25 protein-coding genes are annotated in these 25643 nt (G+C 61.7%); 11 read left to right on the top strand and 14 right to left on the bottom strand.

The features are described 5' to 3' along the window. Nucleotides 1–117 precede the first annotated feature (117 nt). Together GA0061101_RS02985 and GA0061101_RS02980 are read left to right on the top strand one after the other, a co-directional pair. Nucleotides 118–696, top strand: a complete 579-nt coding sequence (locus GA0061101_RS02985) for a dienelactone hydrolase family protein (RefSeq protein WP_037198958.1) — start codon at nucleotides 118–120, stop codon at nucleotides 694–696. Between the two features lie 119 nt (nucleotides 697–815). Beyond that, nucleotides 816–2444, top strand: coding sequence for an ABC-F family ATP-binding cassette domain-containing protein (locus GA0061101_RS02980; protein WP_092572980.1), 1629 nt, complete (start codon nucleotides 816–818; stop codon nucleotides 2442–2444). A 102-nt stretch (nucleotides 2445–2546) separates the two neighbouring features. Here the strand turns inward: GA0061101_RS02980 and GA0061101_RS02975 are convergent, their stop codons facing one another. The 3 genes from GA0061101_RS02975 to GA0061101_RS02965 form a co-directional block, all read right to left on the bottom strand. Further along, the gene (locus tag GA0061101_RS02975) at nucleotides 2547–3425 is read right to left on the bottom strand and encodes an aldo/keto reductase family oxidoreductase (protein WP_092572979.1); all 879 of its coding nucleotides are present in this window, start codon (nucleotides 3423–3425) and stop codon (nucleotides 2547–2549) included. Between the two features lie 516 nt (nucleotides 3426–3941). Continuing rightward, the gene (locus GA0061101_RS02970; RefSeq protein WP_092572978.1) at nucleotides 3942–4820 is read right to left on the bottom strand and encodes a DUF937 domain-containing protein; all 879 of its coding nucleotides are present in this window, start codon (nucleotides 4818–4820) and stop codon (nucleotides 3942–3944) included. Nucleotides 4821–4957: 137 nt separating this feature from the next. Next, entirely contained in the window at nucleotides 4958–6331 is a 1374-nt protein-coding gene (locus tag GA0061101_RS02965) for a glutamate--cysteine ligase (protein ID WP_037198951.1), read from the bottom strand. A 245-nt stretch (nucleotides 6332–6576) separates the two neighbouring features. On the opposite strand from GA0061101_RS02965, the gene GA0061101_RS02960 reads away from it, so the two are divergent. Further along, nucleotides 6577–7188, top strand: a complete 612-nt coding sequence (locus GA0061101_RS02960) for a LysE family translocator (RefSeq protein ID WP_037198948.1) — start codon at nucleotides 6577–6579, stop codon at nucleotides 7186–7188. A gap of 115 nt (nucleotides 7189–7303) precedes the next feature. On the opposite strand, the gene GA0061101_RS02955 is transcribed toward GA0061101_RS02960, so the two are convergent. The 3 genes from GA0061101_RS02955 to GA0061101_RS02945 form a co-directional block, all read right to left on the bottom strand. After that, entirely contained in the window at nucleotides 7304–8041 is a 738-nt protein-coding gene (locus GA0061101_RS02955) for a 16S rRNA (uracil(1498)-N(3))-methyltransferase (protein WP_037198947.1), read from the bottom strand. A gap of 18 nt (nucleotides 8042–8059) precedes the next feature. Then, the gene (locus tag GA0061101_RS02950) at nucleotides 8060–9601 is read right to left on the bottom strand and encodes an inorganic phosphate transporter (RefSeq protein ID WP_092573027.1); all 1542 of its coding nucleotides are present in this window, start codon (nucleotides 9599–9601) and stop codon (nucleotides 8060–8062) included. Nucleotides 9602–9698: 97 nt separating this feature from the next. After that, entirely contained in the window at nucleotides 9699–10157 is a 459-nt protein-coding gene (locus tag GA0061101_RS02945) for an NUDIX hydrolase (protein WP_080760637.1), read from the bottom strand. 303 nt (nucleotides 10158–10460) lie between these two features. Here GA0061101_RS02945 and GA0061101_RS02940 point away from each other — a divergent pair, with 303 nt between their 5' ends. Then, nucleotides 10461–11360, top strand: a complete 900-nt coding sequence (locus GA0061101_RS02940) for a LysR substrate-binding domain-containing protein (protein WP_092572977.1) — start codon at nucleotides 10461–10463, stop codon at nucleotides 11358–11360. 109 nt (nucleotides 11361–11469) lie between these two features. Then, nucleotides 11470–12633, top strand: a complete 1164-nt coding sequence (locus GA0061101_RS02935) for an adenosylhomocysteinase (protein WP_092572976.1) — start codon at nucleotides 11470–11472, stop codon at nucleotides 12631–12633. Nucleotides 12634–12645: 12 nt separating this feature from the next. Here GA0061101_RS02935 and GA0061101_RS02930 read toward each other — a convergent pair whose 3' ends face one another. Continuing rightward, entirely contained in the window at nucleotides 12646–13209 is a 564-nt protein-coding gene (locus tag GA0061101_RS02930) for an O-acetyl-ADP-ribose deacetylase (RefSeq protein ID WP_092572975.1), read from the bottom strand. Nucleotides 13210–13240: 31 nt separating this feature from the next. Further along, nucleotides 13241–14140 carry a LysR family transcriptional regulator gene (locus GA0061101_RS02925; protein ID WP_037198940.1) on the bottom strand — a complete coding sequence of 300 codons (900 nt, stop codon included), beginning with the start codon at nucleotides 14138–14140 and terminating at the stop codon, nucleotides 13241–13243. A 119-nt stretch (nucleotides 14141–14259) separates the two neighbouring features. On the opposite strand from GA0061101_RS02925, the gene GA0061101_RS02920 reads away from it, so the two are divergent. From GA0061101_RS02920 to glcF, 3 genes are all read left to right on the top strand, one after another. Further along, nucleotides 14260–15699 (top strand): FAD-linked oxidase C-terminal domain-containing protein, encoded by a 1440-nt coding sequence (locus GA0061101_RS02920; protein ID WP_047561094.1) that lies wholly within the window; start codon nucleotides 14260–14262, stop codon nucleotides 15697–15699. Beyond that, nucleotides 15696–16895, top strand: a complete 1200-nt coding sequence (locus tag GA0061101_RS02915) for an FAD-binding protein (protein ID WP_092572974.1) — start codon at nucleotides 15696–15698, stop codon at nucleotides 16893–16895. Before GA0061101_RS02920 ends, GA0061101_RS02915 begins: the two co-directional genes overlap by 4 nt. Before the next feature lie 222 nt (nucleotides 16896–17117). Then, nucleotides 17118–18437, top strand: a complete 1320-nt coding sequence (gene glcF / locus GA0061101_RS02905; RefSeq protein WP_092572972.1) for a glycolate oxidase subunit GlcF — start codon at nucleotides 17118–17120, stop codon at nucleotides 18435–18437. Between the two features lie 94 nt (nucleotides 18438–18531). Here the strand turns inward: glcF and GA0061101_RS02900 are convergent, their stop codons facing one another. The 4 genes from GA0061101_RS02900 to GA0061101_RS02885 form a co-directional block, all read right to left on the bottom strand. Then, nucleotides 18532–18879, bottom strand: coding sequence for a DUF6881 domain-containing protein (locus GA0061101_RS02900; RefSeq protein WP_037200779.1), 348 nt, complete (start codon nucleotides 18877–18879; stop codon nucleotides 18532–18534). Nucleotides 18880–18955: 76 nt separating this feature from the next. Then, nucleotides 18956–19627, bottom strand: coding sequence for an outer membrane protein (locus GA0061101_RS02895; protein ID WP_037200780.1), 672 nt, complete (start codon nucleotides 19625–19627; stop codon nucleotides 18956–18958). Nucleotides 19628–19936: 309 nt separating this feature from the next. Next, nucleotides 19937–20635: a L,D-transpeptidase gene (locus tag GA0061101_RS02890; protein WP_047560778.1), complete on the bottom strand. Its 699-nt coding sequence runs from the start codon at nucleotides 20633–20635 to the stop codon at nucleotides 19937–19939. A 229-nt stretch (nucleotides 20636–20864) separates the two neighbouring features. Continuing rightward, complete coding sequence (locus GA0061101_RS02885; protein ID WP_092572971.1) at nucleotides 20865–21638, bottom strand: L,D-transpeptidase; 774 nt, start codon at nucleotides 21636–21638, stop codon at nucleotides 20865–20867. 302 nt (nucleotides 21639–21940) lie between these two features. On the opposite strand from GA0061101_RS02885, the gene GA0061101_RS02880 reads away from it, so the two are divergent. Both GA0061101_RS02880 and GA0061101_RS02875 read left to right on the top strand, forming a co-directional pair. Next, entirely contained in the window at nucleotides 21941–22570 is a 630-nt protein-coding gene (locus GA0061101_RS02880; protein WP_037200786.1) for a DNA-3-methyladenine glycosylase I, read from the top strand. Further along, nucleotides 22567–23094 carry a hypothetical protein gene (locus GA0061101_RS02875; RefSeq protein WP_092572970.1) on the top strand — a complete coding sequence of 176 codons (528 nt, stop codon included), beginning with the start codon at nucleotides 22567–22569 and terminating at the stop codon, nucleotides 23092–23094. Before GA0061101_RS02880 ends, GA0061101_RS02875 begins: the two co-directional genes overlap by 4 nt. Before the next feature lie 3 nt (nucleotides 23095–23097). Here GA0061101_RS02875 and GA0061101_RS02870 read toward each other — a convergent pair whose 3' ends face one another. Further along, on the bottom strand, nucleotides 23098–23802 hold the full coding sequence (locus GA0061101_RS02870) for an HAD family hydrolase (protein ID WP_037200789.1): 705 nt from the start codon (nucleotides 23800–23802) through the stop codon (nucleotides 23098–23100). Nucleotides 23803–24107: 305 nt separating this feature from the next. Here GA0061101_RS02870 and GA0061101_RS02865 point away from each other — a divergent pair, with 305 nt between their 5' ends. Beyond that, nucleotides 24108–25157: an aldo/keto reductase gene (locus tag GA0061101_RS02865; RefSeq protein ID WP_037200791.1), complete on the top strand. Its 1050-nt coding sequence runs from the start codon at nucleotides 24108–24110 to the stop codon at nucleotides 25155–25157. 140 nt (nucleotides 25158–25297) lie between these two features. Here GA0061101_RS02865 and GA0061101_RS02860 read toward each other — a convergent pair whose 3' ends face one another. Continuing rightward, on the bottom strand, nucleotides 25298–25594 hold the full coding sequence (locus GA0061101_RS02860; protein ID WP_047560790.1) for a YciI family protein: 297 nt from the start codon (nucleotides 25592–25594) through the stop codon (nucleotides 25298–25300). Nucleotides 25595–25643: the final 49 nt, after the last annotated feature.

The following is a 25643-nucleotide window of genomic DNA, read 5'->3' as shown; positions in this document are numbered from 1 at the left end:
AACACCGGGTTTTTTCTTTTTGTGGATATTGTTCCGACGGCAGACCATGGGCGGACAAGTTGCCTGCAGCGGCAATTGCCTTATGTTACCGCTGATCGAAATTGCAGGGATATGGCGATGGCAACCGTGATCTTCTTCCACTCCGTCTATGGCTTGCGTTCTCTCGAAAATGAGGCGGTCGAGCGCGTGCAGGCGGCCGGACACAAGGCTTTCGCACCGGATCTCTATGAAGGGCTGATCGCCCGATCGATCGAAGAAGGCTTTGAATTCAAGGACGAAATCGGCTGGCCGACGATTTGCGAACGCGCGGAATGGGCGATGGCGGGCCTGCCTGCATCGACTGTGCTCGCCGGGTTTTCGATGGGCGCCGCTGTTGCGGCGAGCCTCTGGCCGAAACGGCCGAAGACCGCCGGCGTCCTTTTCCTGCATGGCATCGCCGGAATTGCCGACAATGCCCGCAAGGGCCTGCCCGTTCAGCTCCATCTTGCCGAACCGGATCCGTTCGAACCGGAGGAGGATGTTGCCGCCTGGCGATCGGCGGCCGCGCGGTCTGGGATCGCGGCGGATATATTCACCTATCCCGGCGGCGGCCATCTTTATACCGATGCCAGCCTGCCCGATTATGATGCCACGGCTGCCGACCTCACCTGGAAGCGAGTCATAAGCTTTCTTGATGCCGTCGACGCCCAAGCTTGAACTGAAACTATTTGTCGCCTAACTTATGGGCATCAGTCATTCAAACAGGATGTGTGCCGCAATGGATTCCAACCCGACCGCAATGCCGTTCAGCCTTGCCATCGGGGACATTCGTATCCATGCCTTCATCCATCGTTCTATCCAATCTTTCTTGGTCCACGCCTGACGGCCGGCCGCTTCTTTCCAACCTCGATTTGAGCTTCGGCACCGAACGCACGGGCCTTGTCGGCCGCAACGGCGTCGGCAAGACGACGCTGCTCAAGCTCGTTGCCGGCGAATTGCAGCCCCGGTCCGGCACGGTCTCCTTCAACGGCAGACTGGGCATCCTGCGTCAGAGCGTTCAAGTGCAGGCCGGTGAAACCGTCGCCGATCTCTTCGGGGCGAGCGAGGCACTGGCCGTCCTGAAGCGTGCGGAGGCTGGCGGGGCAACGGCCGAAGAGCTCGCCTCGGCGGACTGGACGCTGGAGGCCCGCATCGCCTCGGCGCTCCATCGCGTCGGGCTCGATGTCTCGCCCGAGACACTTCTCGTCACCCTGTCTGGCGGGCAGCGCACGCGATGTGGCCTTGCGGCGCTGATCGTCGACGATCCCGACTTCCTCATTCTGGACGAACCGACCAATAATCTCGACCGCGACGGCCGTGCCTCGGTGATCGATCTGCTTTCGAACTGGAGAGCGGGCGCGATCGTGGTCAGCCATGACAGGGAGCTGCTCGATGCGATGGATGCGATCGTCGAGCTGACCTTGCTCGGGGCGACACGTTACGGCGGCAACTTGAGCCAATATCGTGAACGCAAGGCCCTGGAGCTGGCGGCGGTCGAGCATGAGTTCGCCGAGGCCGAGAAGCGCGTAGTGGAGGTCGCACGAAGCGCGCAGGCAACAGTCGAGCGGCAGGCCCGCCGGGACAAGGCCGGCCGGAAGATGGCGGCCAAAGGCGGCATACCGCGCATCATGCTCGGCGGATTGAAGGAGCGAAGCGAGACGACGGGCGGCGAGAACGCGCGCCTTGCCGAGCGCCGGCGCGCCCAGGCTTTGCAGGATGCCGCAGCCGCCCGCGAAAAGATCGAGATCCTGCAACCGCTGACGGTCAAGCTGCCGACATCGGGATTGCCGGCAAGCCGGATCGTTCTGAAGATGGAGAAAGTCACCGCCGGCTATCAGCCGGAACGACCGATTATCAGCGATTTCGATTTCGTCATCACCGGCCCGGAACGCATTGCGGTCACCGGGCCGAACGGCTCGGGCAAGACGACTCTTCTGGCACTCATCTCCGGTGCGTTGGAGCCATGGAGCGGGACGGTGCGCGTCGTCTCCTCAGCCATCCTGGATCAGCGCGTCAACCTGCTCGATCCATCGCTTTCGATCCGCGACAACTTCCGGGACATCAATCCGGATGCGGACGAAACGGCCTGCCGCGCCGCGCTCGCGCGCTTCATGTTCAGGGCGGATGCGGCGCTGCAGATCGTCTCCACCTTGAGCGGCGGACAGCTGTTGCGAGCAGGCCTTGCCTGCGTGCTCGGTGGAACGGTGCCGCCAGCACTGTTGATCCTCGACGAACCCACCAACCATCTCGATATCGATTCGATCGCGGCGGTCGAGGCGGGATTGCGCGCTTATGACGGCGCGCTGCTGGTGGTCAGCCACGACGAGATATTTCTGGAGAGCATCGGGATATCGCGCAGGCTGGAATTACCCTTGCGGACGACCGATTGGGCAGGGACCACCGATTGGGCAGGGACCGTGGAATGAGGAAAAACTGCGTCATGCGGTTAAGCTCGTGACGTGTGCAACACCCCCGCCTCTGCCATGAGCGGGGCGGGGGAGCTCCAAAACAATCGGATCCAGAGAGCGTCAGGCGGCGCCGACGCCCGCGATGCGATCCAGTTCGGCAATCTCGTTCTTCGGCAGCACGAGCCCGGCGGCGGCGAGATTCTGCTGCAAGTGCTCGAGAGACGAGGTGCCGGGAATGAGCAGGATATTCGGTGCGCGTTGAAGCAGCCAGGCGAGCGCCACCTGCATCGGCGTAGCCTTCAGGCGTGCGGCGACATCGGACAGGGTGGAGGATTGCAACGGGGAGAACCCGCCGAGCGGAAAGAACGGCACATAGGCGATACCGTCGCGGGCAAGCTCGTCGATCAGAGTGTCGTCGGCCCGATGAGCCAGATTATACTGGTTCTGCACGCAGACGATCTCGGTGATCCCACGTCCCTCGGCGATCTGCTTGGCGGTGACGTTGCTGAGCCCGATGTGACGCACGAGACCCTGCCTCTGAAGATCAGCCAGGATTGTCAGGGGTGCCTCGATCGACCCCTCGGCGGGACCATGCACATCGAGCATGATGCGAAGGTTGACGACATCAAGCACATCCAGCCCCAGATTGCGGAGATTGTCATGCACCGCCTGCGTCAGCTCCTCGCGGGAGAAGGCCGGCAGCCATGAGGCATCCGTGCCCCTCCGGGCGCCGATCTTGGTGACAATGACGAGATCGTCACGGTAGGGGTGGAGCGCTTCGCGGATCAGCCGGTTGGTGACGTGCGGGCCGTAGAAATCGCTTGTGTCGATATGGTCGACGCCAGCGGCGACCGCTGCGCGCAATACGGCGAGCGCCGTCTCATGATCCTTGGGCGGCCCGAACACGCCGGGGCCTGCAAGCTGCATGGCGCCGTAGCCGAGACGTTTGACGCTATAGTCGCCGAGGGTAAAGCTGCCGGATTGATTGATGTTGGACATGATTATCTCCATTCAAGATGGAGCAGAGATATGCGCAATCCCGCTGTTTGATAACCGGGTGCAATCAGTACGGGTTGTGCGGAATTTCGAACAATGGATGTCGAGTTTGCTTGAGATCGTTGTCTCTCCATGTCGCGCTGCTCGGTGCGACGGTGGATTATCATGAGCTGCTCCGCCCGCGTCTCGCCGGATCATATATCATCGGCGGTGGGCTCACTCAGGCGCGTGCGGAAGAGCTCTTAAGGGAAGGCAAAGCCGACGCGGTGGTTTTTGGCACGGCATTTCTCGCCAACCCGGATTGCCGGAGCGTTTCGCCGCAACGCGCCTCTAAACGAACCGGATCGCTCGACCTTCTATGCGCCCGGAGCCAAGGGCTATATCGACTATCCGACGCTTGCCGCGCAGGCCCATCGGTCGCCTCCAGCCTGCACGCCGCGTGTGGCAGCGCGGTTAGAGCATTTCCAGGAAAAGTGCGAAGCGGTTTTTCGTCTGGAATGCGTAAAGAAACAAAACGCTCTAGGACTTGCCTTCGGGCGTCTTGGCCGGGCTGCCGTTCTGCATATAACTATCGAAGATCGTTTCCATGTTCTTCTGGTAGTTCTTCTGCGCTTCCAGGCCGCTGTCGAACATGGCGTTGAACATGTCGGTATAGGCGGCCATGTCGACGCCGGCGGCGGGCTTCGCCTTGGGTTCTTCCTTCGGCGGCTCGACTGGCGACATCGGAAAGTTGCGCATCATGTCCTGAAACGCCTTGGCAAAGGGATTGTCGAGGAAGGGATTGGCGGGTTCGGCCTTCCCGTGCTTGGCCGGATCGCCGCCGAACATCAGTTCCATCGCCTGGGTGAAGGGGTTGTTGAAGATGTTTGCCTGCGGAGACGGCCGCTGCTTCGGCGCGAAACCGATGGTCTGCAGCCAGCCTTGCATCATCTCGCCCATCGCCGTGTTGAGGAAGGGATTGGCCATTGGCGGTATCTGGCCGCTGGTCTCCTTGAACAGGCCGCCCATTAGCGTATCGGCCATGGCAGGCAGCATGCGCTTGTAGATCTCCTGGCCGACGCCGGTCATTTGTGCGGCCTGCGCCGCGATCGCACGGGAGACTTCCTTGGAGCCGAAGAGGCGCGCCAAGACGGCGTTGCCATCGGCAATGCCTTCCGGCGTGAAGGCCTTGCCCATGTCCTCGAAATATTTGGCATAGTTGCCTGAGGTGATGTCCTGCATCACGCCCATGAAATTATAAGGGTCCGCCGCGCTGCGCTTGAAGCCGGTCGAGAAGGCCGGCATCAGCGCCGCCATCGCCTTGGTCGCCTGTTCCTGCGCGAGGTTGAACTGCTTGGCCATGGCCTCAGTCGCGGCGCCGTTCTGTGCCTGCATCATCATGTCGAAGAGTGGCAGCATCGAAGTCCCTTTCCCCGCAGTAACGCCGCTTCGGAATCACGCGGCGCATGATTCCGATAGTATAGCGGGAAAAAAGAGAGCGCATACCGGTTTCTGCCGTCGTGCCGTCCAGGCGATGAAGGCAGGCAGATCCGCTATCAGTATTGATATTCTTCGAAGATCGGCTCGACCGACTGGTTCCAGCGGCCGTTGTAGAGCATCAGCAGATCGTCGGCGAGCGTGCCCTTCTTCGCAAGCACCTCATCGAGCGGTGCGAGGAAGACGGTTTCGTCCTGCCCGTCGCCATTCAGCCGCGCGCGGTTCTTCAGGCCGATGCGGGAAATGCCGACGACTTCGCGGGCAATGTCCATCAGGCCATGCCCCTTGATCACAGCCTTCAGGCCTTGCGCCGGCACGACGTTGCGCAGCGCATTGACCTCGTCGAAGCTCCAGTCCTTGGTCAGCTCGTCGGCAGCCGTCAGCGCGGCATCGTCGTAAAGCAGGCCGACCCAGAAGGCCGGCAGGGCACAGATGCGCCGCCAGGGGCCGCCGTCGGCGCCGCGCATCTCCAGGAAGCGCTTGAGACGCACGTCGGGGAACAGCGTCGAAAGATGGTTCGTCCAGTCGCCCATCGTCGGCTCCCAGGCCGCGATCTCGCCCTTCAAGGCGCCGTTCATGAACTGGCGGAAGGTGACATGCGTACAGTCATGGTAGCGACCGTCGCGGACGACGAAATACATGGGAACGTCGAGCGCCCATTTCACGTAGTCTTCGAAGCCGAAATCATCCCGGAAGGTGAAGTCGAGCAGGCCGCCGCGGCTGTTGTCGGTATCGCGCCAGATGTCCCCGCGCCAGGAGGAAAGGCCGTTTGGCTTGCCCTCGGTGAAGGGCGAGGAGGCGAAGAGCGCCGTTGCCAGCGACTGCAGCTTCATCGACACGCGCATCTTGCGGCGCATGTCCTCTTCCGACGAAAAATCGAGATTCACCTGGATCGTGCAGGTGCGGTACATCATGTCGAGACCCTGGGTGCCGACCTTCGGCATGTAGCGGCTCATGATCTCGTAGCGGGATTTCGGCATACGCGGGGTTTCGGCCAGGGTCCATTTCGGGCTGCCGCCAATCCCGAGGAAGCGAATGCCCATCGGCTCGGCGATCTCGCGCACGGTTGCCAGATGGCTGTTGGATTCCTTGCAGGTCTCGTGGATGGTTTCGAGCGGCGCGCCTGACAATTCGAACTGGCCGCCCGGCTCGATCGAGATCGCGCCCATGCCTGTGGGCTCACTGAGCCCGATGATGTTGCCGCGATCCATGATCGGATCCCAGCCGCTCTTTTCCTGCAGCCCCTTCAGGAGTGCGGAAATGCTGGCTTCGCCGAAATAGGGCACAGGGCTGTTGTCGGCGCGGAAGAACACGAACTTCTCGTGCTCCGTACCGATGCGGAAGTCCTCCTTGGGCCTGCTGCCGGCGGCCAGATAGGCCGTCATTTCCGAGACCGATGAGAGCGGAGTCTGGTCGGTGGTGTCGCGCGCCATGGTATTACCTTAGATCTCGGAAAGAGAACCCGCGCCAGCCGCAGGCCAATTGGAAGGGTGATTGACGCGGATTGAGGTACGGTGCAAGTGAATTTCTTTCAAGGGTCGTTCAAAAAAATAGGATTTTGTGTCTTAGAGGTCGCATCGCGACTGTGCCACTCGCCGGCATATTTGCACAAGTGTTCAAGACCTCCAGCCATTCCCGCGGATAGTTTGCTTCGACTGACAATGAACGGAGCATATCCATGTTCGGTGAAAATGGCCTTTATCCCATCCTGACGCTGCTTCTGGCGTCCTTGGTCATCATGGGGAGCCCCGGTCCTTCGACGATCAGCGCGACGGCGATGGGTGCTGCCTATGGCTTCCGGCGATCGCTTGGATATGTGTCCGGCCTCATCGTCGGCACTGTTGCGGTATTGCTGGCCGTGGCAGCCGGCGTCGTTGCCGTATTGCTCTCCGTGCCGCATGGCGCGCTCGTGCTGACGGTGGTTTCGGCTGTTTACATCCTTTACCTCGCCTTCAGGATCGCGACGGCGCCGCCGCTGGCACGCAGTGACGATCAGGTCGCCGCTCCCGCATTTTCCGGTGGCTTCCTTTTGGCTGTCGCCAATCCGAAGGCCTATGTGGCGATCGCCGCAGTCTTCGCCGGTGTCAGCGTCTTTCAGGATCGGCGGCTGCTCGATACCACAGTGAAGATCGCGCTGCTGACGGGGATGATCGTCGCCATCCATATCGTATGGCTTCTCGTCGGCGCCTCTCTGTCGCGCTTCCTTCAGCACCCCACGGTTTCGCGGGCGGTCAATATCTCGCTGGCTGTCCTGCTGGTCGTTGCGACGGCGTTCGCCGTGGTGGGCTGACGGCGAGGCGAGCCTAGAGCGGTTACGCGTTTCACGGAACCGCCTGACCGCTCTATGCTATTGTTTTTACGCAATTCCGGACGGAAAACCGCTACGCACTTTTCCTGGAATTGCTCTAGTTCCAGTCGCCGATCGCGGCCTGGATCACGGCCATGGCCGCGACGGCGGCCGTGTCGGCGCGCAGGATGCGCGGTCCCAAGGGGATGGCCGTGACGAAATCGAGGCTGCGCAGCAGCGCGCGCTCTTCTTCCGAAAACCCGCCCTCGGGGCCAACCAGCAACGCCAGATGCTTCTCCCTGACTTTTGTCAGCAGCGGCAGCGGATTCTGGCCGGCATCGCCTTCGTCGCAATAGATGATGCGCCGCTCGCGCGGCCAGCGGGCGAGCAGATCGGCAAGCTTCACCGGTTCGGCGACATCGGGAATGCCGAGGATGCCGCATTGCTCCGCCGCCTCGATGACATTGGCCCTGACCTTGTCCAGATTGGTGATCTTGCCCTGCACATGCTGGGTCATGACTGGCTGTAGCAGGCCCGCGCCCATTTCCACGGCCTTCTGCACGAGATAATCGAGCCGCCCGACCTTCAGGGGCGCGAAGAGATAGTGCAGGTCGGAAGGGGCCGGCTGCGGCCGTGCTTCCTCGACGGGCGTGAGCTGTATGCGCTTGCGGGAGGGGAAGGAGATGCTGGCTCTCCATTCGCCGTCGCGGCCGTTGAAGATCAGCAGCTCCGCGCCGTCCTCCATGCGCAGCACGTTGGCGAGATAGTTGAACTGATCCTGATCGGCTTCGATGGCACTGCCCGCCTCGATGTCTGAAGTCACGAACAGCCGCTGCATGCGGAAATTGGCGCGCATGGATACCTCTCGAATCCCTTAGATGAAGAGCGCGACCATAACCCAATACACGACGGCGGCAAGCACAGCCGACATCGGAAGGGTGATCGCCCAGGCGGCGATAATGGTCATGAAGTGCGAGCGGCGCACCAGGCGCCGGCGATGGATTTCGTCAGGGTTGCGTTCGTCGGTATTATTGGCCTCGTGCCAGGGGATGCCGGCGGCTTCAGCCTTGCCGCGCATGTAGGCGAGCCTCCGCCTGGAGTGGCTGGTATACCATTCGCGGAAGAAGCCGACGCCGAAGACCGCCCCGACAGCGATATGGGTCGAGCTCACCGGAAACCCGAACCAGGCCGCGACGATGACGGTGAGCGCCGCCGATGTGGCGACGCAATAGGCCCGCATTGGATTGAGCTTGGTGATCTGTTCGCCGATCAGGCGGATCAGGCGCGGGCCGTAGAGCAGCACGCCGACGGAAATGCCGCAGCCGCCGATGAGGACGACCCAGTATGGGGCGTTCCGGGTGGTGGTTTCCGCCACTACGCTGAGCGAGCCGCCGAGGCCGATATCGCGAACGATCGCCGCAAGCGGACCGATTGCATTGGCGACGTCATTGGCGCCATGCGCAAAGGACATCAGCGCTGCCGCACCGATCAGCGGCAGGCGAAAAAGCTTGCGCAACGAACTGTTCTTGTTCTCGAGCCCGGTCGATTGCGCCGCCACCAGCGGTCGCGCGCCGAGCCATGTTATGACGCCGACGCCAAAGCCAAAGCCGATTGCGATATTCAGCAGGCCTGAGATCGCCCCTTTGGGCACGAGCTGCACGATGAGATAAGCGGAGAAAGCGCCGGCCATCAGCCCGATCAATATTGGGATCCAGTATCTGGCGGCTGCGAGCTTGTCGTCGCGATAGATGATGGTGCTCTTGATGAAGAAGAGGATGCTGGCGGCGATGGCGCCGCCGAGAAAAGGCGTCACGACCCAGCCGGCGGAGATGGCCGCCAGCATTCGCCAATTGACCAGTTCCGGACCGACGGCCGCGGCGCCCGCGCCGACAACGGCGCCGACGATCGCATGCGTGGTCGAAACGGGGGCTTTCAGCCAGGTGGCGAAGTTGATCCAGAGTGCAGCCGCCAGAAGTGCCGCCATCATCAGCCATGCGAGCTTGCCGCTGCTGATGATGCGGTTGGTGTCGACGATATGCGTCGAGATGGTGTTGATGACCGGCCCGCCCGAGATCGCTGCGCCGAGAACTTCGAATATGGCCGCCATGATCAGCGCTTGCGTCATGGTGATCGCGCGTGCGCCCACCGCCGCACCAACATTGTTGGCCACGTCCTTGGCGCCGATATTCATGGCCATGTAGCCGGCGAGCGCCACGGCGGCGAAGATCAATGTCGCGCGCGGTTGGTCGAGTACGTAGATACCGGCAAAAACCATGGCGAGGCCAAGGAAGATCAGGCCGATGCCGGGCGCAACCAGACGCTTGGTGACATGATGGGTCGCATCCTCGACATAGGTGAATCTGTCGAGGTCCTTGTCGAGTGTCCGCTTTACTGGTGTTGCCGGCTGGTCGGGCATGCCATTCTCTGAATCGAAACCTCTCGTATTGCGCTGCCCGACGGGCGGCGCAATATGCACCCTGCATCCTGGCACAGTTTCTTGTGAGTATTGTGGCTTACTTCGTCTGTTCCACGGCGGATGTTTGCGTCATCCGCTGTGCGAAGACAAGGATGAGGTCGCGCAATTCCGGCTCGCGAACGCGCTTGACCGCTTCGTCGCTAGAGACCCATTCGATGGAGCGTTCGCCTTTTTCCTTGAAGTTCTTGACGAGTTCGCTGACTTCGAGTGCATAGACCTGCACACGGCACGGCACTTGAATGCCGTCCTTCAGCACCTTGTCGTAGCTGAACGCGCCGAGCGGCGCGGTTTCCACGGTGCCGCGCACGCCGGCCTCCTCGAAGGCTTCACGCGCCGCGACTTCATGGGAGAGCTTGCCCGGCATCGGCCAACCCTTGGGAATGACCCAGCGACCTGTATCGCGGCTGGTCAGCAGCAGCACTTCGAGATCGCGTGTCTTCTTCTTCACCCGATAACAGAGCGCGGCATACTGCTGTCGCGGCGGACGCCGAAACATCAGTTGCACATCATTCGCTATGCGGCTGAAAATGGCCAATTGTCGGTTCACCTTTTGGGGCTGGAGTGAAGGTTGTATTCTATAATAACATCGTGTGGAAAAGTTTTGCGGTCCATATGGCGGTATATGGTATTTCCCCACAAATTTATTGAGTGGTGAGTAGTTAAAAGTGGCAGGATTTGCCTTCTGATATTCGCCGGCGATTGTGCTGAAAGCGACATTCAACAGCATTTTTATGCCGCAGACGGCGCAGTTGCTTAAACGGGCCCGCTATCATACTGGAAAAAAAGATAAATCTTTGTCATGTCCCAACATGCTTCGTCCAGACGCCTGCCACCCTTGAACGCGCTGCGCGCTTTTGACGCCGTCGCGCGTCGTGGCAGCATCCTGAAGGCGGCCGACGAACTCGGCGTCGTGCGCGGTGCCGTCAGGCAGCAATTGAACGTGCTGGAAGCTCATTTCGGCGTGTCTTTGTTCGATCGGGAGAACGGCCGGCTCGTCCTGACGGCGAAGGGCAGGGCGTTCGCCGATTCCATCGGTGTCGCCTTCGGCATCCTGGCGCGGGCCTCGGCGGAGCTTTCGGCCGGGAACCGGCGCTCCATCCGGCTCGGCGTGCCCTCGGCCTTTGCCGTCTGGTGGCTGATGCCGCGCGGTGCCGATCTGCAGGTGGCACTTCAGGACATCGACATAGATATCGTGCCGATGGCGGCAGTGGAGCCTCTGGCCAGGCGTCCCGATCTCGAAGCGGTGATCATGGGTGGCGAATACAGGCCGACGCGCGATATCACGGCCGTTCGCTTCATGGAGGATGAGTTCGGCCCGGTCGCGATTGCGGAGGTTGCGGCTCGCCTCGGCCTTGCCGCCGGCGTTCCGGCTTTGGCCGGCGCTGTCGCCTTGGGTAGCCGTTCCGCCCCAAGCCTTTGGAATGACTGGTTCGCGGAAAGCGGCCATGCGCCCGTCCGGTTTGCCGGCAATCGTGAGTTCGAGGATCTGCTGCTTGCGATCGGCGCCGCCCGCTCCGGCCTTGGGGTCGCCATCGCGCCGCGCACGGCCATCGGCGAGGACCTCGAGCGCGGTACTTTGGTAGCGCCTTACGGCTTCATTCGCCGGCCGGCCGGCTACAGCCTCAGCATCCGCAGTGGCGACGCAAAAGACCCGGCTTTGGCCCGGCTGGCGGATTGGTTGATCGCCGCAGGCGCTTAGCGAGCCAGCATGGCAGATTTTCTGCCATGCTGTGCATTCCAATGTCCATCGACAGGCCGCCGACCGGCATGCCAGATCACGGCATGAAACCAGCCGCCAGGAGCGCATCATGGATCAGTCTTCTTCTTTGTCCCGCATCGATTGGGTTGCCGGAAGCTGCCGGCTGCTGGCGGCGACGGCCAAGGAGTTTCATGCGACGAAGCCCTTTGCCGGTCTCACCATCGGCACCGGCATTCATCTGGAGCCGAAGACGGTCGCCCTGTTGATGACGCTGCGCGCTGGCGGTGCGGACCTCGTCTGCACCGGCAATCTCAACAGCACCCAGCCGGAAACCGTCGATTATCTCCGCGCTCAGGGCATCACCGTCTTTGCCACGCAGACAAGCAATGCCGATGAGCATGGCGCGAGCCTCGATGCGATCCTTGCCGAGAAGCCGAACTTGCTGCTCGACAATGGCGGCGACCTATTCGTTCGCGCCGCCGAAAAGCCCTATGCCAATCTTCTCGGCGGCACCGAAGAGACGACGTCAGGCCGCACCCGGCTGCTGCCCCTGCGCGACAAGCTCAACATGCCGATCTTGGTTATCAACGACAGCCCGATCAAGCAATTCGCGGAAAACCGGCATGCCGTTGGCCAAAGCCTGTTCGAGAGCTATCTGCGCTTTACCAACCGCTCCACCAATGGCAAACGCGTCACCGTCTTCGGCTACGGCGCCTGCGGCAAGGGGACGGCGGCATGCTTCCGCAACGCCTTTTCCGCGGTCAGCGTCGTCGATATCGATCCGGTGACGACGCTGGAGGCGCATCTGGACGGCTTCTCGACACCGCTGCGCGAGGCGGCAATCCGCTCTGCCGATATCCTCGTCACGGTCACAGGCTATCCGGATATCATCACCGCGGCCGATCTGCCGCTGATCAAGGACGGCGCAATCCTGATGAATGGCGGCCATTTCCCGCATGAGATCGATGTCGAGGCGTTCCGCAACAGCCCCGAAGTCGCCGGCGTCGATCGTTATGCCGCCGAGCATATCGAGACCGTGCGCATGCGTGACGGCCGCGCCCTCCACATCCTCGGCAGCGGCCATATGGCCAATCTGGCCGGCCCGCGTCCGCTCGGCAACAGCGTCGAATCCATGGATCTTGGCTTCACCTTGCAGGCCCGCTGCCTGGAGCGCGTTGCCAAGGGCGGGCTCGGCAAGGAGGCCTGCGTCATTCCCGTTCCCAAGGATATCGATGCCATGGTCGCTTCCGCTTATCTGGACCTGGCGCGCTAGCAGGCCATGCGGTCAGGCCCTGGCCAGAGCCTCCGGCAGCCATCGGTCATAGAGCCCGGCCATCTCGTCGCCGAAGCAGCAGAAGATGATTTCGTCAAAGGCGCCGTCTTGGCTTTCGGCAACGGCGGTGCGTGTCGCGATCCCGGCGGCCGGTGCAGCGGGAAAGCGATAGATGCCCGTGGAAATGGCAGGAAAGGCGATAGTCTTCAGGCCGTGCTGCCGAGCAAGGCCGAGGCTGCTGCGATAGCAGCTTGCGAGGAGATCCTCCTCGCCGTCGCCGCCACCATTCCAGACGGGGCCAACCGTGTGGATGATATGCCTTGCCGGCAGGCGATATCCTTTGGTGATCTTCGCCTGTCCGGTCTTGCAGCCGTTCAACATTCTGCATTCCGCAACGAGCTCCGGTCCTGCTGCGCGATGGATCGCGCCATCGACGCCGCCTCCGCCGAGCAAGCTGCTGTTTGCCGCATTGACGACAGCGTCGACCGAAAGCTTGGTGATGTCGCCAAGAATGACGGTGAACCGCGTCCTGGTTGTGCGGGATAGATCGGAGCGGATGCTTTCAAGGGCGGACATGCTGATCTCCTCGATCCTGGGAAAAGCTCTTCTACCGCTCCCAATAGGGCAAGGGGCCGTAAAGTTCCGTCAGGAAATCGATGAAGACCCGGACCTTCGCCGGCAGGAATTGCCGGCTCGGATAAACGGCCGAGAGGGTGACATTGTGCGACCCTTCATAGGCCGGCAGCACCTGCACGAGGCGGCCGTCCCGAAGCTCGGGGCCGACGTCCCAGGTGGAGCGCAGCGCGATGCCGAGACCGGCAATGACGGCTTCGCGGATCACCTCGCTGGAATTGGTGATCAGCTTTCCCTCCGGCCGGAAGGTCAGCCCTCCCTTCGGACCGTCGAGCCGCCAGGGATCGTGATTATGCGCCGGCAGGCAGGTATGCCGGCGCAGATCCTCGATATCCTCGGGCATGCCGTGGGCAGCGATATAGGCGGGTGAAGCGCAGAGCACCCTGCGCACCGGCGCCAGCCGGCGGGCCACGAGGCTGGAATCGGTGAGTTCGGCAATGCGGATGGCAAGATCGTAGCCGCCGCCGACGATATCGACGAATTCGTCGCTCAGCACCAGATTGATCGCCAGTTCGGGATGGGCCTGCATGAAGGATATCAGGTGTGGGGCGATGTGCAGCCGGCCAAAGGACGTCGGGGCCGATATCTTCAGTGTGCCCTGCATCTGCGCCGAACGGCCAGCAATATAGGCTTCCGCCTCTTCCAGCCCGGCGAGGATGGCAAGCACCCGGTCGTAGAAGCCCTGGCCGGCTTCCGTCAGCGAAATCTGTCGTGTCGTGCGCTGCAGCAGCCGCGTGCCAAGCCTGTCTTCCAGGCGCTTGATGCGCTTGGAGATGACAGCCGGCGAAAAGCCGAGCGCGCGGCCGGCGAGCGACATGCTGCCCGTTGCGACGACGCTGGCGAAGATTTCGAGATCCCCTAGGTTTGTGGTCATTCGCAACTATTTCCTGTTTTGGAATAAATGCTTATCATTTGCGCCGATTTTGGGAAGGCGGTAAGCGTGTTATGCGTTAAAAGAGGCTGCGTCGAAGTCGGATGCAGGAGGAGGACGACATGGCCGAGGCCATTTCATTTCTGGAGCCGCGCGCGGACGTTCTTGCCCGCCGCAGCGCCATCGTTGCCGACCTTGCCGATCTTCTGGCGCCCGAATGTCTGATCCATGAGGCGCGCGAGCTCGTCCCGTTCGAAACCGATGCCTTCGTCTCCTACCGTCGCGTGCCGCTCGCTGTTGCGTTGCCGCGCTCGACGGCTGAAGTGGCGGCCGTGATGAAATACTGCCATCGCTACGGCATTCCCGTCGTGCCGCGCGGCGCGGGCACCTCGCTTTCCGGCGGCGCCATTCCGCAGGAAGACGCCGTTGTGCTCGGCCTTTCCAAGATGAACCGCATCCTCGACATCGATTTTGCCAATCGCACGGCGACGGTGCAGGCCGGCGTCACCAACTTGAGCGTCTCTGAAAGCGTCTCGGCCGATGGTTTCTTCTATGCGCCGGACCCGAGCTCTCAGCTCGCCTGCACCATTGGCGGCAATGTCGGCATGAATTCCGGCGGCGCACACTGTCTGAAATACGGCGTCACGACAAACAATCTGCTCGGCGTCAAGCTGGTGCTGAGCGACGGCACGATCATCGATCTCGGCGGCAAGGCGCTGGATGCGGCGGGCTACGATCTGCTCGGCCTCGTCTGCGGCTCGGAAGGCCAGCTCGGCATCGTTACCGAGGCGACGGTACGGCTGATTGCCAAACCCGAGGGTGCCCGGCCGGTGCTGTTCGGCTTCGACACGTCGGAGGAGGCGGGTGCCTGCGTCGCCGATGTCATCGCGGCCGGCATCGTTCCCGTCGCCATCGAATTCATGGACAAGCAGGCGATCGAGATCTGCGAGGCCTTTGCCCATGCGGGATATCCGCTCGACGTCGGCGCTCTGCTGATCGTCGAAGTCGAGGGCTCAGAAGCCGAAATGGACGACATGCTGAAAAGCATCGTCGACATCGCCCGCAGTCATAACGTCAAGACCGTGCGCGAATGCCAGTCGGCGACGGAGGCGGCGCTGATCTGGAAGGGCCGCAAATCCGCGTTCGGCGCCACCGGCCGCATTGCCGACTACATCTGCATGGATGGCACCGTGCCGCTCAGCCAGCTCTCCTATGTTCTGCAAAAAACCACTGAGATCGTCGATCGCTACGGTCTGCGGGTCGCCAACGTCTTCCATGCCGGCGATGGCAATATGCACCCGCTGATCCTGTTCGACGCCAACGATCCCGAGGAGGCGGCCAAGGCGGAGGCGGCCGGCAACGATATTCTGCGGCTCTGCGTCGACGCCGGCGGCTGCCTGACCGGTGAACACGGCGTCGGCATCGAGAAGCGCGACCTGATGCGGCATCAATATGCGCAGGTCGATCTCTACCAGATGATGGCGGTGCGTGCGGCTTTCGACCCGGGCTGGATCCTCAATCCCTCCAAGGTCTTCCCGCTGGATGGACGCAACGCGGCATGAGCGAATTCCATCCGAAGACGGAGGCGGAGGCGGCCTCCATCATCAGCGACCATGCGGCGCGCGGCGCGGCCTTGGCGGTTGTCGGCGGCAATACGCGCTCCGGCTTCGGCAATGCGGTTGCCGCCGAAGCCACACTGTCTTCGCGCAGCCTCACCGGAATCGTCGCCTATAATCCCGGAGAGATGGTGATGACCGCGCGTGCGGGCACGCCGGTTGCCGAGATCGAAGCGGCACTGACCGAAGGCGGCCAGATGATGACCTTCGAGCCGATGGACCACCGGCCGCTGATGGCGACCGAGGGCGAGCCGACGATCGGCGGCGTCTTTGCAGCCAACATTTCCGGCCCGCGCCGCTTCGTCAGCGGAGCCGCGCGCGACAGCCTGCTTGGCGTCCGCTTCGTCAATGGCAGGGGCGAGATCGTCAAGGCCGGTGGGCGGGTGATGAAGAATGTCACCGGCCTCGATCTGGTCAAGCTGATGGCGGGCTCGCATGGCACCCTCGGCCTTCTGACCGAGGTCACTTTCCGCGTGCCGCCGCGAGCGAAGACGGAAGAGACGATCATCGTTTCCGGCCTCAACGACGCCGAGGCGGCCAATGCGATGGCCGCCGCCATGGCGCTGCCGCTCGATATATCGGGGGCAGCCCATCTGCCGCTTACGGTCGGCTGGTGCTTCCTGGACGGCAAGCTGCCGGAAGGCGAGGCGACGGTGTTGCGCATCGAGGGTCTGCCTGGCTCCGTTTCGGTAAGAGCGGAGAAACTGATTGCCGCCATGAGCCGCCTTGGTCGGGTGACGCGTCTCGCGGAAGAAGAAAGCCACAGGCTTTGGCGGCAAATCCGCGATGTGAAGCCCTATGTCGATGGCACGATGCGCCCCGTCTGGCGCGTGTCGGTCGCGCCCGGCATCGGCCACCAACTCGTTGCCGCGCTTCGCCTGGAAGCCGGCGTCGATGCCTATTATGATTGGCAGGGCGGTCTTGTCTGGATGCGGATGGAGGCGGAGCCGGAAGGTGACGTGCTGCGCCGCTATATTCATGCGCTGGGTGGCGGCCATGCGACCTTGCTGCGCGCCACGCCGGCCCACCGCGCGACGACACCAGCCTTCCAGCCGGAGCCAGAGGCCGTGGCGCTGCTTTCGGCGCGCGTGAAAGAAAAATTCGATCCGGCGGGAATTTTTAATCCCGGGAAGATGGGGTGATGCGGATGGCGTCTTTGGCTTGGCCCCCCCTCACCCTAGCCCTCTCCCCGTGGGGGAGAGGGGATCACCCGATTCTGCGCCGCTTCTCGATGCCCTCGCTGGCAAGAAGACGGCGAGAGTGCCTGTCTCCCCTTCTCCCCTCGGGGAGAAGGTGCCCGATAGGGCGGACGAGGGGGCTCTGCGCGGTTTTCTCTTCATCGGTGAGAAAGTAGGGAAAGCCTGATGCAAACCAATTTCACCCCTGCCCAGCTTGCCGATCCGCATGTGGCCGAATCCGAGGCCATTCTGCGCAAATGCGTGCATTGCGGCTTCTGCACAGCCACCTGTCCCACCTATGTGACGCTTGGCAACGAACTCGACAGTCCGCGTGGCCGCATCTATCTCATCAAGGATATGCTGGAAAACGGCAGGCCCGCCGATGCCGAGGTAACAACGCATATTGACCGCTGTCTTTCCTGCCTCGCCTGCGCGACCACCTGTCCCTCGGGTGTCGACTACATGCACCTGATCGACCACGCCCGCGTCCATATCGAGAATACCTACAAGCGCCCGCTGATGGATCGGCTAACCCGCAATGTGCTGGCGGTCGTTTTGCCGTATCCCGGCCGTTTCCGGCTGGCTTTGCATCTCGCCAGCCTTGCTCGGCCGCTTAAAGGTGCGTTGAAACGCATCCCGGCGCTGAAACCCTTTGCCGCCATGCTCGATCTTGCGCCCCGCACGGTTCCTGCACCCTCCGCGTTTGCCAAGCCCGGTCGGCACGAGCCGCAGGCGGAGCGACGAGGGCGGGTGGCTATCCTGACGGGTTGCGCCCAGCCGGTGCTCGATCCGGGGATCAACGAGGCGACGATCCGCCTGCTGACGCGCCTCGGCGTCGAGGTGATCGTGCCGCAGGGGGAAGTCTGTTGCGGCTCGCTGGTGCACCACATGGGGCGGGAAGAGCAGGCGCTTGCCGCCGCCCGTGCCAATGTCGACGTGTGGATGCGCGAGATCGAGGCCGGAGGGCTCGATGCGATCATCATTACTGCATCCGGCTGCGGCACGACGATCAAGGACTATGGGCACATGCTGCGCCTCGATCCCGCCTATGCCGAAAAGGCGGCCAGGGTTTCGGCGCTTGCCAAGGACATCACCGAATATCTCGCGAGCCTCGATCTGCCCTCGCACATGCCACGCGGCATCGCGGTTGCCTATCATTCCGCCTGCTCCATGCAGCATGGGCAGAAGATCACCATGGCGCCGAAACTCCTGCTGAAAGCGGCGGGCTTCACGGTGCGCGACCCGGCGGAAGGGCACCTCTGCTGTGGTTCGGCCGGCACGTACAACATCATGCAATCGGAGATTTCAGCCGAGCTGAAGGCCCGCAAGGTCAGGAATCTCGAAGCGACGAGAGCCGATGTCATCGCGACAGGCAATATCGGCTGCATCACGCAGATCGCGACGGCAACGGGCATTCCCATTCTGCATACGGTCGAATTGCTGGATTGGGCCTATGGCGGCGACATGCCGGCAAAGTTGAAGGGACTGGAGCCTGCGGCAGCCTAGAGCAACTCCAGGAAAAGTGCGCAGCGGTTTTCCGTCCGAAAGTGCGTAAAACAACATAGAGCGGTTAAGCGATTCCGTGAAATGCGCAACCGCTCTAATGTAATTTGTCCGGCGGGGTCGGGCGGTATGTTTGCCATTCGATCTCGAATTTATCGGCAGCGATCTGCGTCATGCTGATGCGCTCCTGCCCTTCCTCGAAGAAGATGCCGTCCACCAGATCCGCAACGCCGTCGTAAAACGAGCCTTCCACCAGGCTGGTGATGCGCCGCATGTCGTGCTCGCGCGCGGAAAAATCGGCAACCGACATGCATTGCCGGCGACCGTCAGCGAATACGTCGATCAGCCGCGGAACGTCGCCGGCGACATCGACCTCGTAGTAGACGACGACCGGCTCCTCGCTTTCCGGATGGATCCAGTCACACCGATAATAAGAAAAGCTCATGCTCTATTGCATAGCACAAAATCCCCTAACCCTGAACCGGTTTAGGGGATCCATCGCTAGCCCAGCCAAAATATTTCTAGAAGCTGAACGAGACACCGAAGTTGAGGGCGTGGGTGAAGACCCTGGTCTTCAGCGTGTCGCCGCTGTCGATCGAGACATTGTCCACGAAATTGTAGTTGCCCTTGTATTCGACGAAGGTCGACCAGCGCTTGCTGAACTGGTAGCTGACACCGGCCTGTGCCTGCAGCGACGCGCCGCCGAATTCGTAATCGAAGGTGCGGCCCGACGAGCGCGTGACTTCGACATGCGGCACGTTGATGCCGGCGCCGAGGCCGACATAGGGCGTCCACTTGCGGGTCGGATCCTGGAAGCGATAGAGCGCGTTCAGCGTCAGCATGTTCAGGCCGTCGGTGAACTCGAAATGTGACCAGCCGGGCGTATTGCCGAGATCGCCGTAAACCTTCGCATGGGTGTAGTCGAGCGACACGCCCCAGTTCGACTTGTCGAATTCGTCAAGCCACCAGATGCCGCGGAAGCCGAAATAGGGCGGCATCTTGAAGGATTTTCCCGACCAGTTGGGGTCGAAATCGGCACCGTCCGATGTCTTCACATTGCTGCCGGTGGCACCTTGGAAGCCGCCATAAGCTGAAAACTGCATTTCCGCCGAGGCAGAGTTGGCGGCGAATAGGAATGCTGAAATCGCAAGCGCGGCGACAGCCGGCTGCTTGATGCGAAATGCGCGATGCATATGAAATCCCCGGATGGCAAATTGATGCTATCTAAACGCGCTTCCATGACAGTTCTATTGCACACACTGGTAACTGGATGTGGCTTAGGCGGGAAAACTGACACGAAACTGAATATAAGCGGCCATTTTCCGGAAGTCAGTCCCGATAAGTTCGAGGATGTAACAACAACGCAACAGCGCGCTTCACCGTACCGGTACGAAACGGAAACGGAGCCGTGTTCCAAGGCGACACGAGCGCCCTGAGCCTGTCCATGGCTCAGGGCGCTCGTGATTCAGGCTTGAGTGTGAGTCGCGAACGGGATCAGCCGGTCAGCCGCCGAAGATCGTCCTCAGCACGTCGACACCGCGATCCTGATAGCTGACCTCGCCCTGCTTGTTACCGGGCCCGACGACGATGACCTTGGTGCCGATCGGCACCCGATCGTAGAGATCCGTCACATCCTTGTTCATCATGCGGATGCAGCCGGAGGACATGTTCAGGCCGATGCTCCAGGGCTGATTGGTGCCGTGGATGCGAAAGGCTGTGTCGTTGCCGTTGCGATAGAGATACATGGCGCGTGCGCCGAGCGGATTGTCCTCGCCACCTTCCTGGAAGGCTGGCAGCTTGTGGCCCTTCTTGGCTTCGCGGACACGCATTTCCGGCGGCGGCGTCCAGCCCGGCCATTCCGCCTTGCGGCCAACCTTGACGACGCCCGACCATCCGAAGCCGTCGCGGCCAACGCCGATGCCGTAGCGTCGCGCGCGGTTATCGCCTTCGACGAGATAGAGATACTTGTTGTTGGTATCGATGATAATGGTGCCCGGCTGCTCGTTGGTCGCCAGCCTGACCAACCGCCGCTGGAACTGTGGCTTGACCTGGCCCCGCGGCTCCATCGCCACCCGGATCACATCGCTGCGCGTGGCCGGCGCCGCATAGGGTGCGGAAGCGCTGAAAGCCGCGGCGTTCGATGCCGCAAGAAGACACGCCGTAACGACGCCTGCCGCCACGACGGATAGTGCTGGTTTCATATGTCATTCCCCTCGCTGAATTCAGCAAGAAACTACCGAAACCTGCGAGGGGATCAAGATCAAAATGTCCGATGCAAAGATTGGCCTCAAAGGAGCGCCATCTCTTCTGTCGTCCGGTCGGCTATAGTCGGGGCTGTAGTGTGTGGGAGGATAAGGCTGGCGCGGCGAACCCCGAGGCTCCTTCGATCGGGAGCGAGATCGCCGCGCATTCCCCAGAGTGATCTGCAGATCACATTACGATAACGCGGGTTCCGACCTTCACCCGGTTATAGAGGTCGATGACATCCTCGTTTCGCAGACGGATGCAGCCTGACGAGACGGCGTTGCCGATCGTCCAGGGCGCGTTGGTGCCGTGGATGCGATAAAGGGTTGAGCCGAGATACATGGCGCGCGCGCCGAGCGGATTGCCTTCGCCGCCTTCCATGTGTGCCGGCAGATAGTGCCCCTTTGCAGCTTCCCGTGCCACCATTTCGGACGGCGGGTTCCAGTCCGGCCATTCCTGCTTGCGGGTGACGGTGTGGGCGCCGGCCCATTCGAAGCCGGGCTTGCCGACGCCGACGCCATAGCGCCGTGCCTTGCCGTCTTCCATCACCAGGTAAAGGAAGCGGTTGTTGGTGTCGATGACGATGCTGCCGGGCTTTTCCTTGGTCTGGTAGTCGACGACCTGCGGCAGGAATTGAGGATCGATCTGGCCGCGGATTGCCGGATATTGCGGGCGGGCCATGGCGACCTGTTGCACGACGGGACGCGAGAACAGCCCACGCGGCTGCACGACCTGGCGAACCTGCGGATTGACCTGCTGTTCGGCGGCGCGCCGCGCCATCGGACGAACTGGATAGACGACCGGCTGGACGCCGTTGCCGCCGAGCTGCATCACCCAGGGAGCGGTCAGATCGGGACTGACGATCACAGGCGGGCGCGACTGGTAGCGATCGTCTGCGAAGGCGGTTGAGGCAACCAGGCTCAAGGCGCCGGCAGCACATAGAATGGCGTGTTTCATCATCGGACAAACTCTCTACACATGGGCCGAGGATGGGCGCGACAGCGCCCGGTCACGACTATGGTGCCACCTGCGCGCGAGCGAATGGTAAACATCTATTCATCAAAATGCCGGAAAGCCGATAAAGCTTTGTCAGGGTTACCGCCTGGTTTGGAAATATGGTTTGCAAGTGGTAAATCTGGAATCGGAATGCGCGATCGCCGAAATGCGTCTATGATTTTAAGCGTTTGATTGATCTGATTTTATCCGATAGTTGCTTACCGGTTTCCGGTGGTGCCCGCTGAATTGGGAGACGAATCGCAAAAATGACCGAAACGGGCATCATCACCGGCGAGGACGGCAAGGACCGCTGCTTCTGGCACGGCAATCTGCCGGAATATCTGCGCTATCACGACGAGGAATGGGGGCGCCCGGTCGTAAACGACATCAGGCTGTTCGAGAAGATCTGCCTGGAGGGCTTTCAATCCGGCCTCTCCTGGCTGACGATCCTGCGCAAGCGCGAGAACTTTCGTGCCGCTTTTGCCGGTTTCGATTTCGAGAAGGTTGCCCGGTTCGAAGAGGCAGATATCGAACGCTGCCTTGGTGACGCGGGCATCATCCGCCATCGCGGCAAGATCGTCTCCACCATCAACAATGCCCGCCGCGCCATTGAGCTGCGCGGGGAATTCGGATCGCTCGCCCGCTATTTCTGGAGCCATGAGCCCGGCACTGCGGAGCGCCCCGATGTCTTCGACTTTGCGCACCTTCGCGCCAACCCGACGACACCTGCTTCCGTGCGGATTTCGAAGGATCTGAAGAAGCGCGGCTGGACTTTCGTCGGCCCAACGACAGTTTACGCTTTCATGCAGGCCATGGGCCTCGTCAACGATCACATAGAGGGTTGCTTTTGCCGGAAAGAGGTGGAGGCGATGCGCCGCGCATTGGTGCGGCCATGAAAGGTCTGGCCCTTGGTCTTTCGCTGTCCGTCCTCGCGCTCCTTGACGGCCGGGTCGTCTATGCGGAGGATACGCAGCAGCAGTTGCAACTGCCGCAGCTCGATCGGGGAGAGACGATCGAGAAGATCGGCCTGCCTGCCGTGCTCGAGAAATTGACGGGCTGGACGAAGTTCGGCAAGGGCAAGGTCTACATGCTGGCGCTCAAGAAGGGCCAGCATGTGCGGATCACCTTCAGTTCGAAGAGCCCATACACCTATATGGCGATTTTCGATCTGTCCTCGAACGATGACGAATCCTTCTTCGGCACGGACGAGGACGGCAACACCGCTGATGTCACAGTCAACGAGGATACCACCTGGCTGATCAAGCCCTATTATTCTCGCGTCACGCGTCGTCGCGGTCTCGGCGCGCCCTATGAAATCCTCATCGATCCCAATCCGCCGGCCGCGCAGCAACCGCCCGCCGATCAGCGGAAGGATCAGGGACCGATGCTTTTCCCGCCGCGTTCCAAGCAGGGGCAGTAGGGCTCAGGACAGCCCTTCGATTACGCTTGCCAATTCTCCGAGATGACCGATCTTGCGGAAACGCGGGGCTTCCGTGGGCTCCTCGACATGTTCGAAGGCCCAGGTGAGTTCGTGCGGCACGAAGACCCCGTAGCTGCCGGCGGCAAGCGCCGGCACGATGTCGGATTTCAGCGAATTGCCGATCATCATCGCCCGCTCCGGTCCGTCGCCCACCTTGGAAAAGATGCGGCGATAGGTGGAGGCGTTCTTGTCCGAGACGATCTCGACCGCATCGAAGAGATCGCCCAAGCCGGACTGGGCGAGCTTGCGCTCCTGATCGAAGAGGTCGCCCTTGGTGATCAGCACCAGCAGATAGTTGCCGGACAGCGCTTCCAGCGTCTGGCGGACATGCGGCAGCGTTTCGACGGGATGGGCGAGAAGATCCCGGCCAATATCGAGGATCTCGGCGATGACGGTCGCCGGCACATGGCCCTCCGTGATCTCGATCGCCGTCTCGATCATCGAGAGCGTGAAGCCTTTGATGCCGAAGCCGTAGTGGCGCAGATTGCGCTTCTCCGCCTCCAGCAGCCGCGCCGAAACACGGTCGCTGTCGGCATGGTCGGAGAGCAGATCGATGAACTGCTGTTCCGTCAGCCGGTAGAATTGTTCGTTCTGCCAGAGCGTGTCATCGGCATCGAAGCCGATCGTGGTCAGCGGGCGTTGCGTCATCGGTATTTCCGTTCTGCGCAGGGGATGAAGGTTGGAGTCTATCCTGCGCCGGACTGGAAGCAAGAGCGAGCAATGGTAACCGCATCGTGATCGATCGGAGGTCTCGCGTTGAAAGCCAATTCCGGTGCATTATGTCGTTGTTGTCTCGATTGCGACGGCGCCAGAGCCGAGCTTCGACGACTGTCTTCTGACCTCTCCACGGCGGCACGGACAAGCGGCTGCCATGCCGGGGCCAATTATAGCCAAGAGATAAGAACTCACAGACTGGAAGTCTCTTCCGGCTGACCACAAGGGAATTTTCTCCTATGCGTTACAATCAACTCGGTAATACCGGCCTGTTCGTCTCCGAGCTTTGCTTGGGCACGATGACCTTCGGCGAAGCCAATCCCAACAGCACCTGGGGCTCGATCGCAGACGTCGACCAGGCGCTGGCCGACAAGATCGTCGAAAGCTCGCTCGCCGCCGGCATCAATTTCATCGATACCGCCGACGTCTATTCGCTCGGCAATTCCGAAAAGCTGCTCGGCCAGGCCCTGAAGAACCTCGGTGTTCCCCGCAAGGATGTCGTCATCGCCACCAAGGTCTGTGGCGTCATGGGCGACAAGCCGAATGATCGCGGCGCATCGCGCGGCCATATCATGGACTCTGTGCAGGCAAGCCTCGACCGCCTGCAGACGGATCACATCGATCTCTACCAGATCCATGCGACGGACACAGTGACGCCTATCGAGGAGACGCTGCGGGCGATGGATGATCTCGTCTCGCGCGGTCTCGTCCGCTATGTCGGCGTTTCCAACTGGCAGGCCTGGCGCATCGCCAAGGCGCTCGGCCTGTCCGAACGCCGCGGCTTTGCCCGGTTCGAGACGGTTCAGGCCTATTATTCCATTGCCGGCCGCGATCTGGAGCGTGAAATCGTGCCGCTGATGGCCGAGGAAAAGCTCGGCCTCATGGTCTGGTCGCCACTCGCGGGCGGCCTGCTGTCCGGTAAGTATGGCCCGGGAGCCCCGGGCAATGGCGAGGGACGACGGGCGAGCTTCGACTTCCCGCCCGTTGACAAGGACCGTGCCTGGGCCTGCGTCGCTGCCATGCGCGAAGTGGCCGACAAACATGGCGCAAGCGTCGCCACCGTGGCGCTTGCCTGGATCCTGGCGAAGCCTTTCGTCACCAGCATTATCATCGGCGCCAAGCGTCTCGATCAGCTCGATCAGAATCTCGCCGCCGTCAAGCTGAAGCTTGATGCCGACGATATCGCCAAGCTCGACCAGGTCAGCGCGCTTGCGCCTGAATATCCCGGCTGGATGCTGGTCCGCCAGGGCGCCTTGCGCGTGCCCCAGCCCTTCGAACCGAAGGCTTGATTTATGCCGAGACCGAGCCGCCGTCTGAGGGACGGCGGCTCGCCTGTCATCACAACCCGATGACGATCTTGCCGAAGGCACCGCGATCGAGATGATCGAAGGCGGCCGGAACCTCGCCGAAACTATAGCGATGGTCGATGCTAGAGACGCCTGCCGTCTGCAAACACCCGGTTCCACGCCAGGATCTGCACCGATTTTCTGAGCCCGGCTGACCAGAAGGGATCTTTCTTCACCAGTCGGTCGACATCATCGGAACTCTCAGCTTCGACGAGCCATAGCCCGCCGGCAAAAGTGTCGTCTTCCCGGTTGAGCGGTCCCGCCGTCTTGATGGAGGCTGCGTTCTCCTCCAGAAAGGTGAAGTGGCGCCCCAGATATTCCTTGCGAATGGCGGCGGCATCTTGCCGTTCGTCTTCGAACAAAACCGCGAATAGTTTCATTGTAGCCTCCTTGGCTGGACCCTCCCAGCCTATGACTGCAATAATGCGA

The sequence above is a fragment of the Martinezella lusitana genome (assembly GCF_900094565.1).
Taxonomy (GTDB): Bacteria; Pseudomonadota; Alphaproteobacteria; order Rhizobiales; family Rhizobiaceae; genus Rhizobium; species Rhizobium lusitanum.
This window is presented reverse-complemented; position numbering and strand designations above follow the sequence as displayed.

What these genes read in the sequence shown, in the direction of transcription:
- GA0061101_RS02985 (WP_037198958.1), top strand. Translation starts at nt 118, where the DNA reads ATGGCAACCGTGATCTTCTTCCACTCCGTCTATGGCTTGCGTTCTCTC.
- GA0061101_RS02980 (WP_092572980.1), top strand. Translation starts at nt 816, where the DNA reads ATGCCTTCATCCATCGTTCTATCCAATCTTTCTTGGTCCACGCCTGAC.
- GA0061101_RS02975 (WP_092572979.1), bottom strand. Translation starts at nt 3,425, where the DNA reads ATGTCCAACATCAATCAATCCGGCAGCTTTACCCTCGGCGACTATAGC.
- GA0061101_RS02970 (WP_092572978.1), bottom strand. Translation starts at nt 4,820, where the DNA reads ATGCTGCCACTCTTCGACATGATGATGCAGGCACAGAACGGCGCCGCG.
- GA0061101_RS02965 (WP_037198951.1), bottom strand. Translation starts at nt 6,331, where the DNA reads ATGGCGCGCGACACCACCGACCAGACTCCGCTCTCATCGGTCTCGGAA.
- GA0061101_RS02960 (WP_037198948.1), top strand. Translation starts at nt 6,577, where the DNA reads ATGTTCGGTGAAAATGGCCTTTATCCCATCCTGACGCTGCTTCTGGCG.
- GA0061101_RS02955 (WP_037198947.1), bottom strand. Translation starts at nt 8,041, where the DNA reads ATGCGCGCCAATTTCCGCATGCAGCGGCTGTTCGTGACTTCAGACATC.
- GA0061101_RS02950 (WP_092573027.1), bottom strand. Translation starts at nt 9,601, where the DNA reads ATGCCCGACCAGCCGGCAACACCAGTAAAGCGGACACTCGACAAGGAC.
- GA0061101_RS02945 (WP_080760637.1), bottom strand. Translation starts at nt 10,157, where the DNA reads ATGTTTCGGCGTCCGCCGCGACAGCAGTATGCCGCGCTCTGTTATCGG.
- GA0061101_RS02940 (WP_092572977.1), top strand. Translation starts at nt 10,461, where the DNA reads ATGTCCCAACATGCTTCGTCCAGACGCCTGCCACCCTTGAACGCGCTG.
- GA0061101_RS02935 (WP_092572976.1), top strand. Translation starts at nt 11,470, where the DNA reads ATGGATCAGTCTTCTTCTTTGTCCCGCATCGATTGGGTTGCCGGAAGC.
- GA0061101_RS02930 (WP_092572975.1), bottom strand. Translation starts at nt 13,209, where the DNA reads ATGTCCGCCCTTGAAAGCATCCGCTCCGATCTATCCCGCACAACCAGG.
- GA0061101_RS02925 (WP_037198940.1), bottom strand. Translation starts at nt 14,140, where the DNA reads ATGACCACAAACCTAGGGGATCTCGAAATCTTCGCCAGCGTCGTCGCA.
- GA0061101_RS02920 (WP_047561094.1), top strand. Translation starts at nt 14,260, where the DNA reads ATGGCCGAGGCCATTTCATTTCTGGAGCCGCGCGCGGACGTTCTTGCC.
- GA0061101_RS02915 (WP_092572974.1), top strand. Translation starts at nt 15,696, where the DNA reads ATGAGCGAATTCCATCCGAAGACGGAGGCGGAGGCGGCCTCCATCATC.
- glcF (WP_092572972.1), top strand. Translation starts at nt 17,118, where the DNA reads ATGCAAACCAATTTCACCCCTGCCCAGCTTGCCGATCCGCATGTGGCC.
- GA0061101_RS02900 (WP_037200779.1), bottom strand. Translation starts at nt 18,879, where the DNA reads ATGAGCTTTTCTTATTATCGGTGTGACTGGATCCATCCGGAAAGCGAG.
- GA0061101_RS02895 (WP_037200780.1), bottom strand. Translation starts at nt 19,627, where the DNA reads ATGCATCGCGCATTTCGCATCAAGCAGCCGGCTGTCGCCGCGCTTGCG.
- GA0061101_RS02890 (WP_047560778.1), bottom strand. Translation starts at nt 20,635, where the DNA reads ATGAAACCAGCACTATCCGTCGTGGCGGCAGGCGTCGTTACGGCGTGT.
- GA0061101_RS02885 (WP_092572971.1), bottom strand. Translation starts at nt 21,638, where the DNA reads ATGATGAAACACGCCATTCTATGTGCTGCCGGCGCCTTGAGCCTGGTT.
- GA0061101_RS02880 (WP_037200786.1), top strand. Translation starts at nt 21,941, where the DNA reads ATGACCGAAACGGGCATCATCACCGGCGAGGACGGCAAGGACCGCTGC.
- GA0061101_RS02875 (WP_092572970.1), top strand. Translation starts at nt 22,567, where the DNA reads ATGAAAGGTCTGGCCCTTGGTCTTTCGCTGTCCGTCCTCGCGCTCCTT.
- GA0061101_RS02870 (WP_037200789.1), bottom strand. Translation starts at nt 23,802, where the DNA reads ATGACGCAACGCCCGCTGACCACGATCGGCTTCGATGCCGATGACACG.
- GA0061101_RS02865 (WP_037200791.1), top strand. Translation starts at nt 24,108, where the DNA reads ATGCGTTACAATCAACTCGGTAATACCGGCCTGTTCGTCTCCGAGCTT.
- GA0061101_RS02860 (WP_047560790.1), bottom strand. Translation starts at nt 25,594, where the DNA reads ATGAAACTATTCGCGGTTTTGTTCGAAGACGAACGGCAAGATGCCGCC.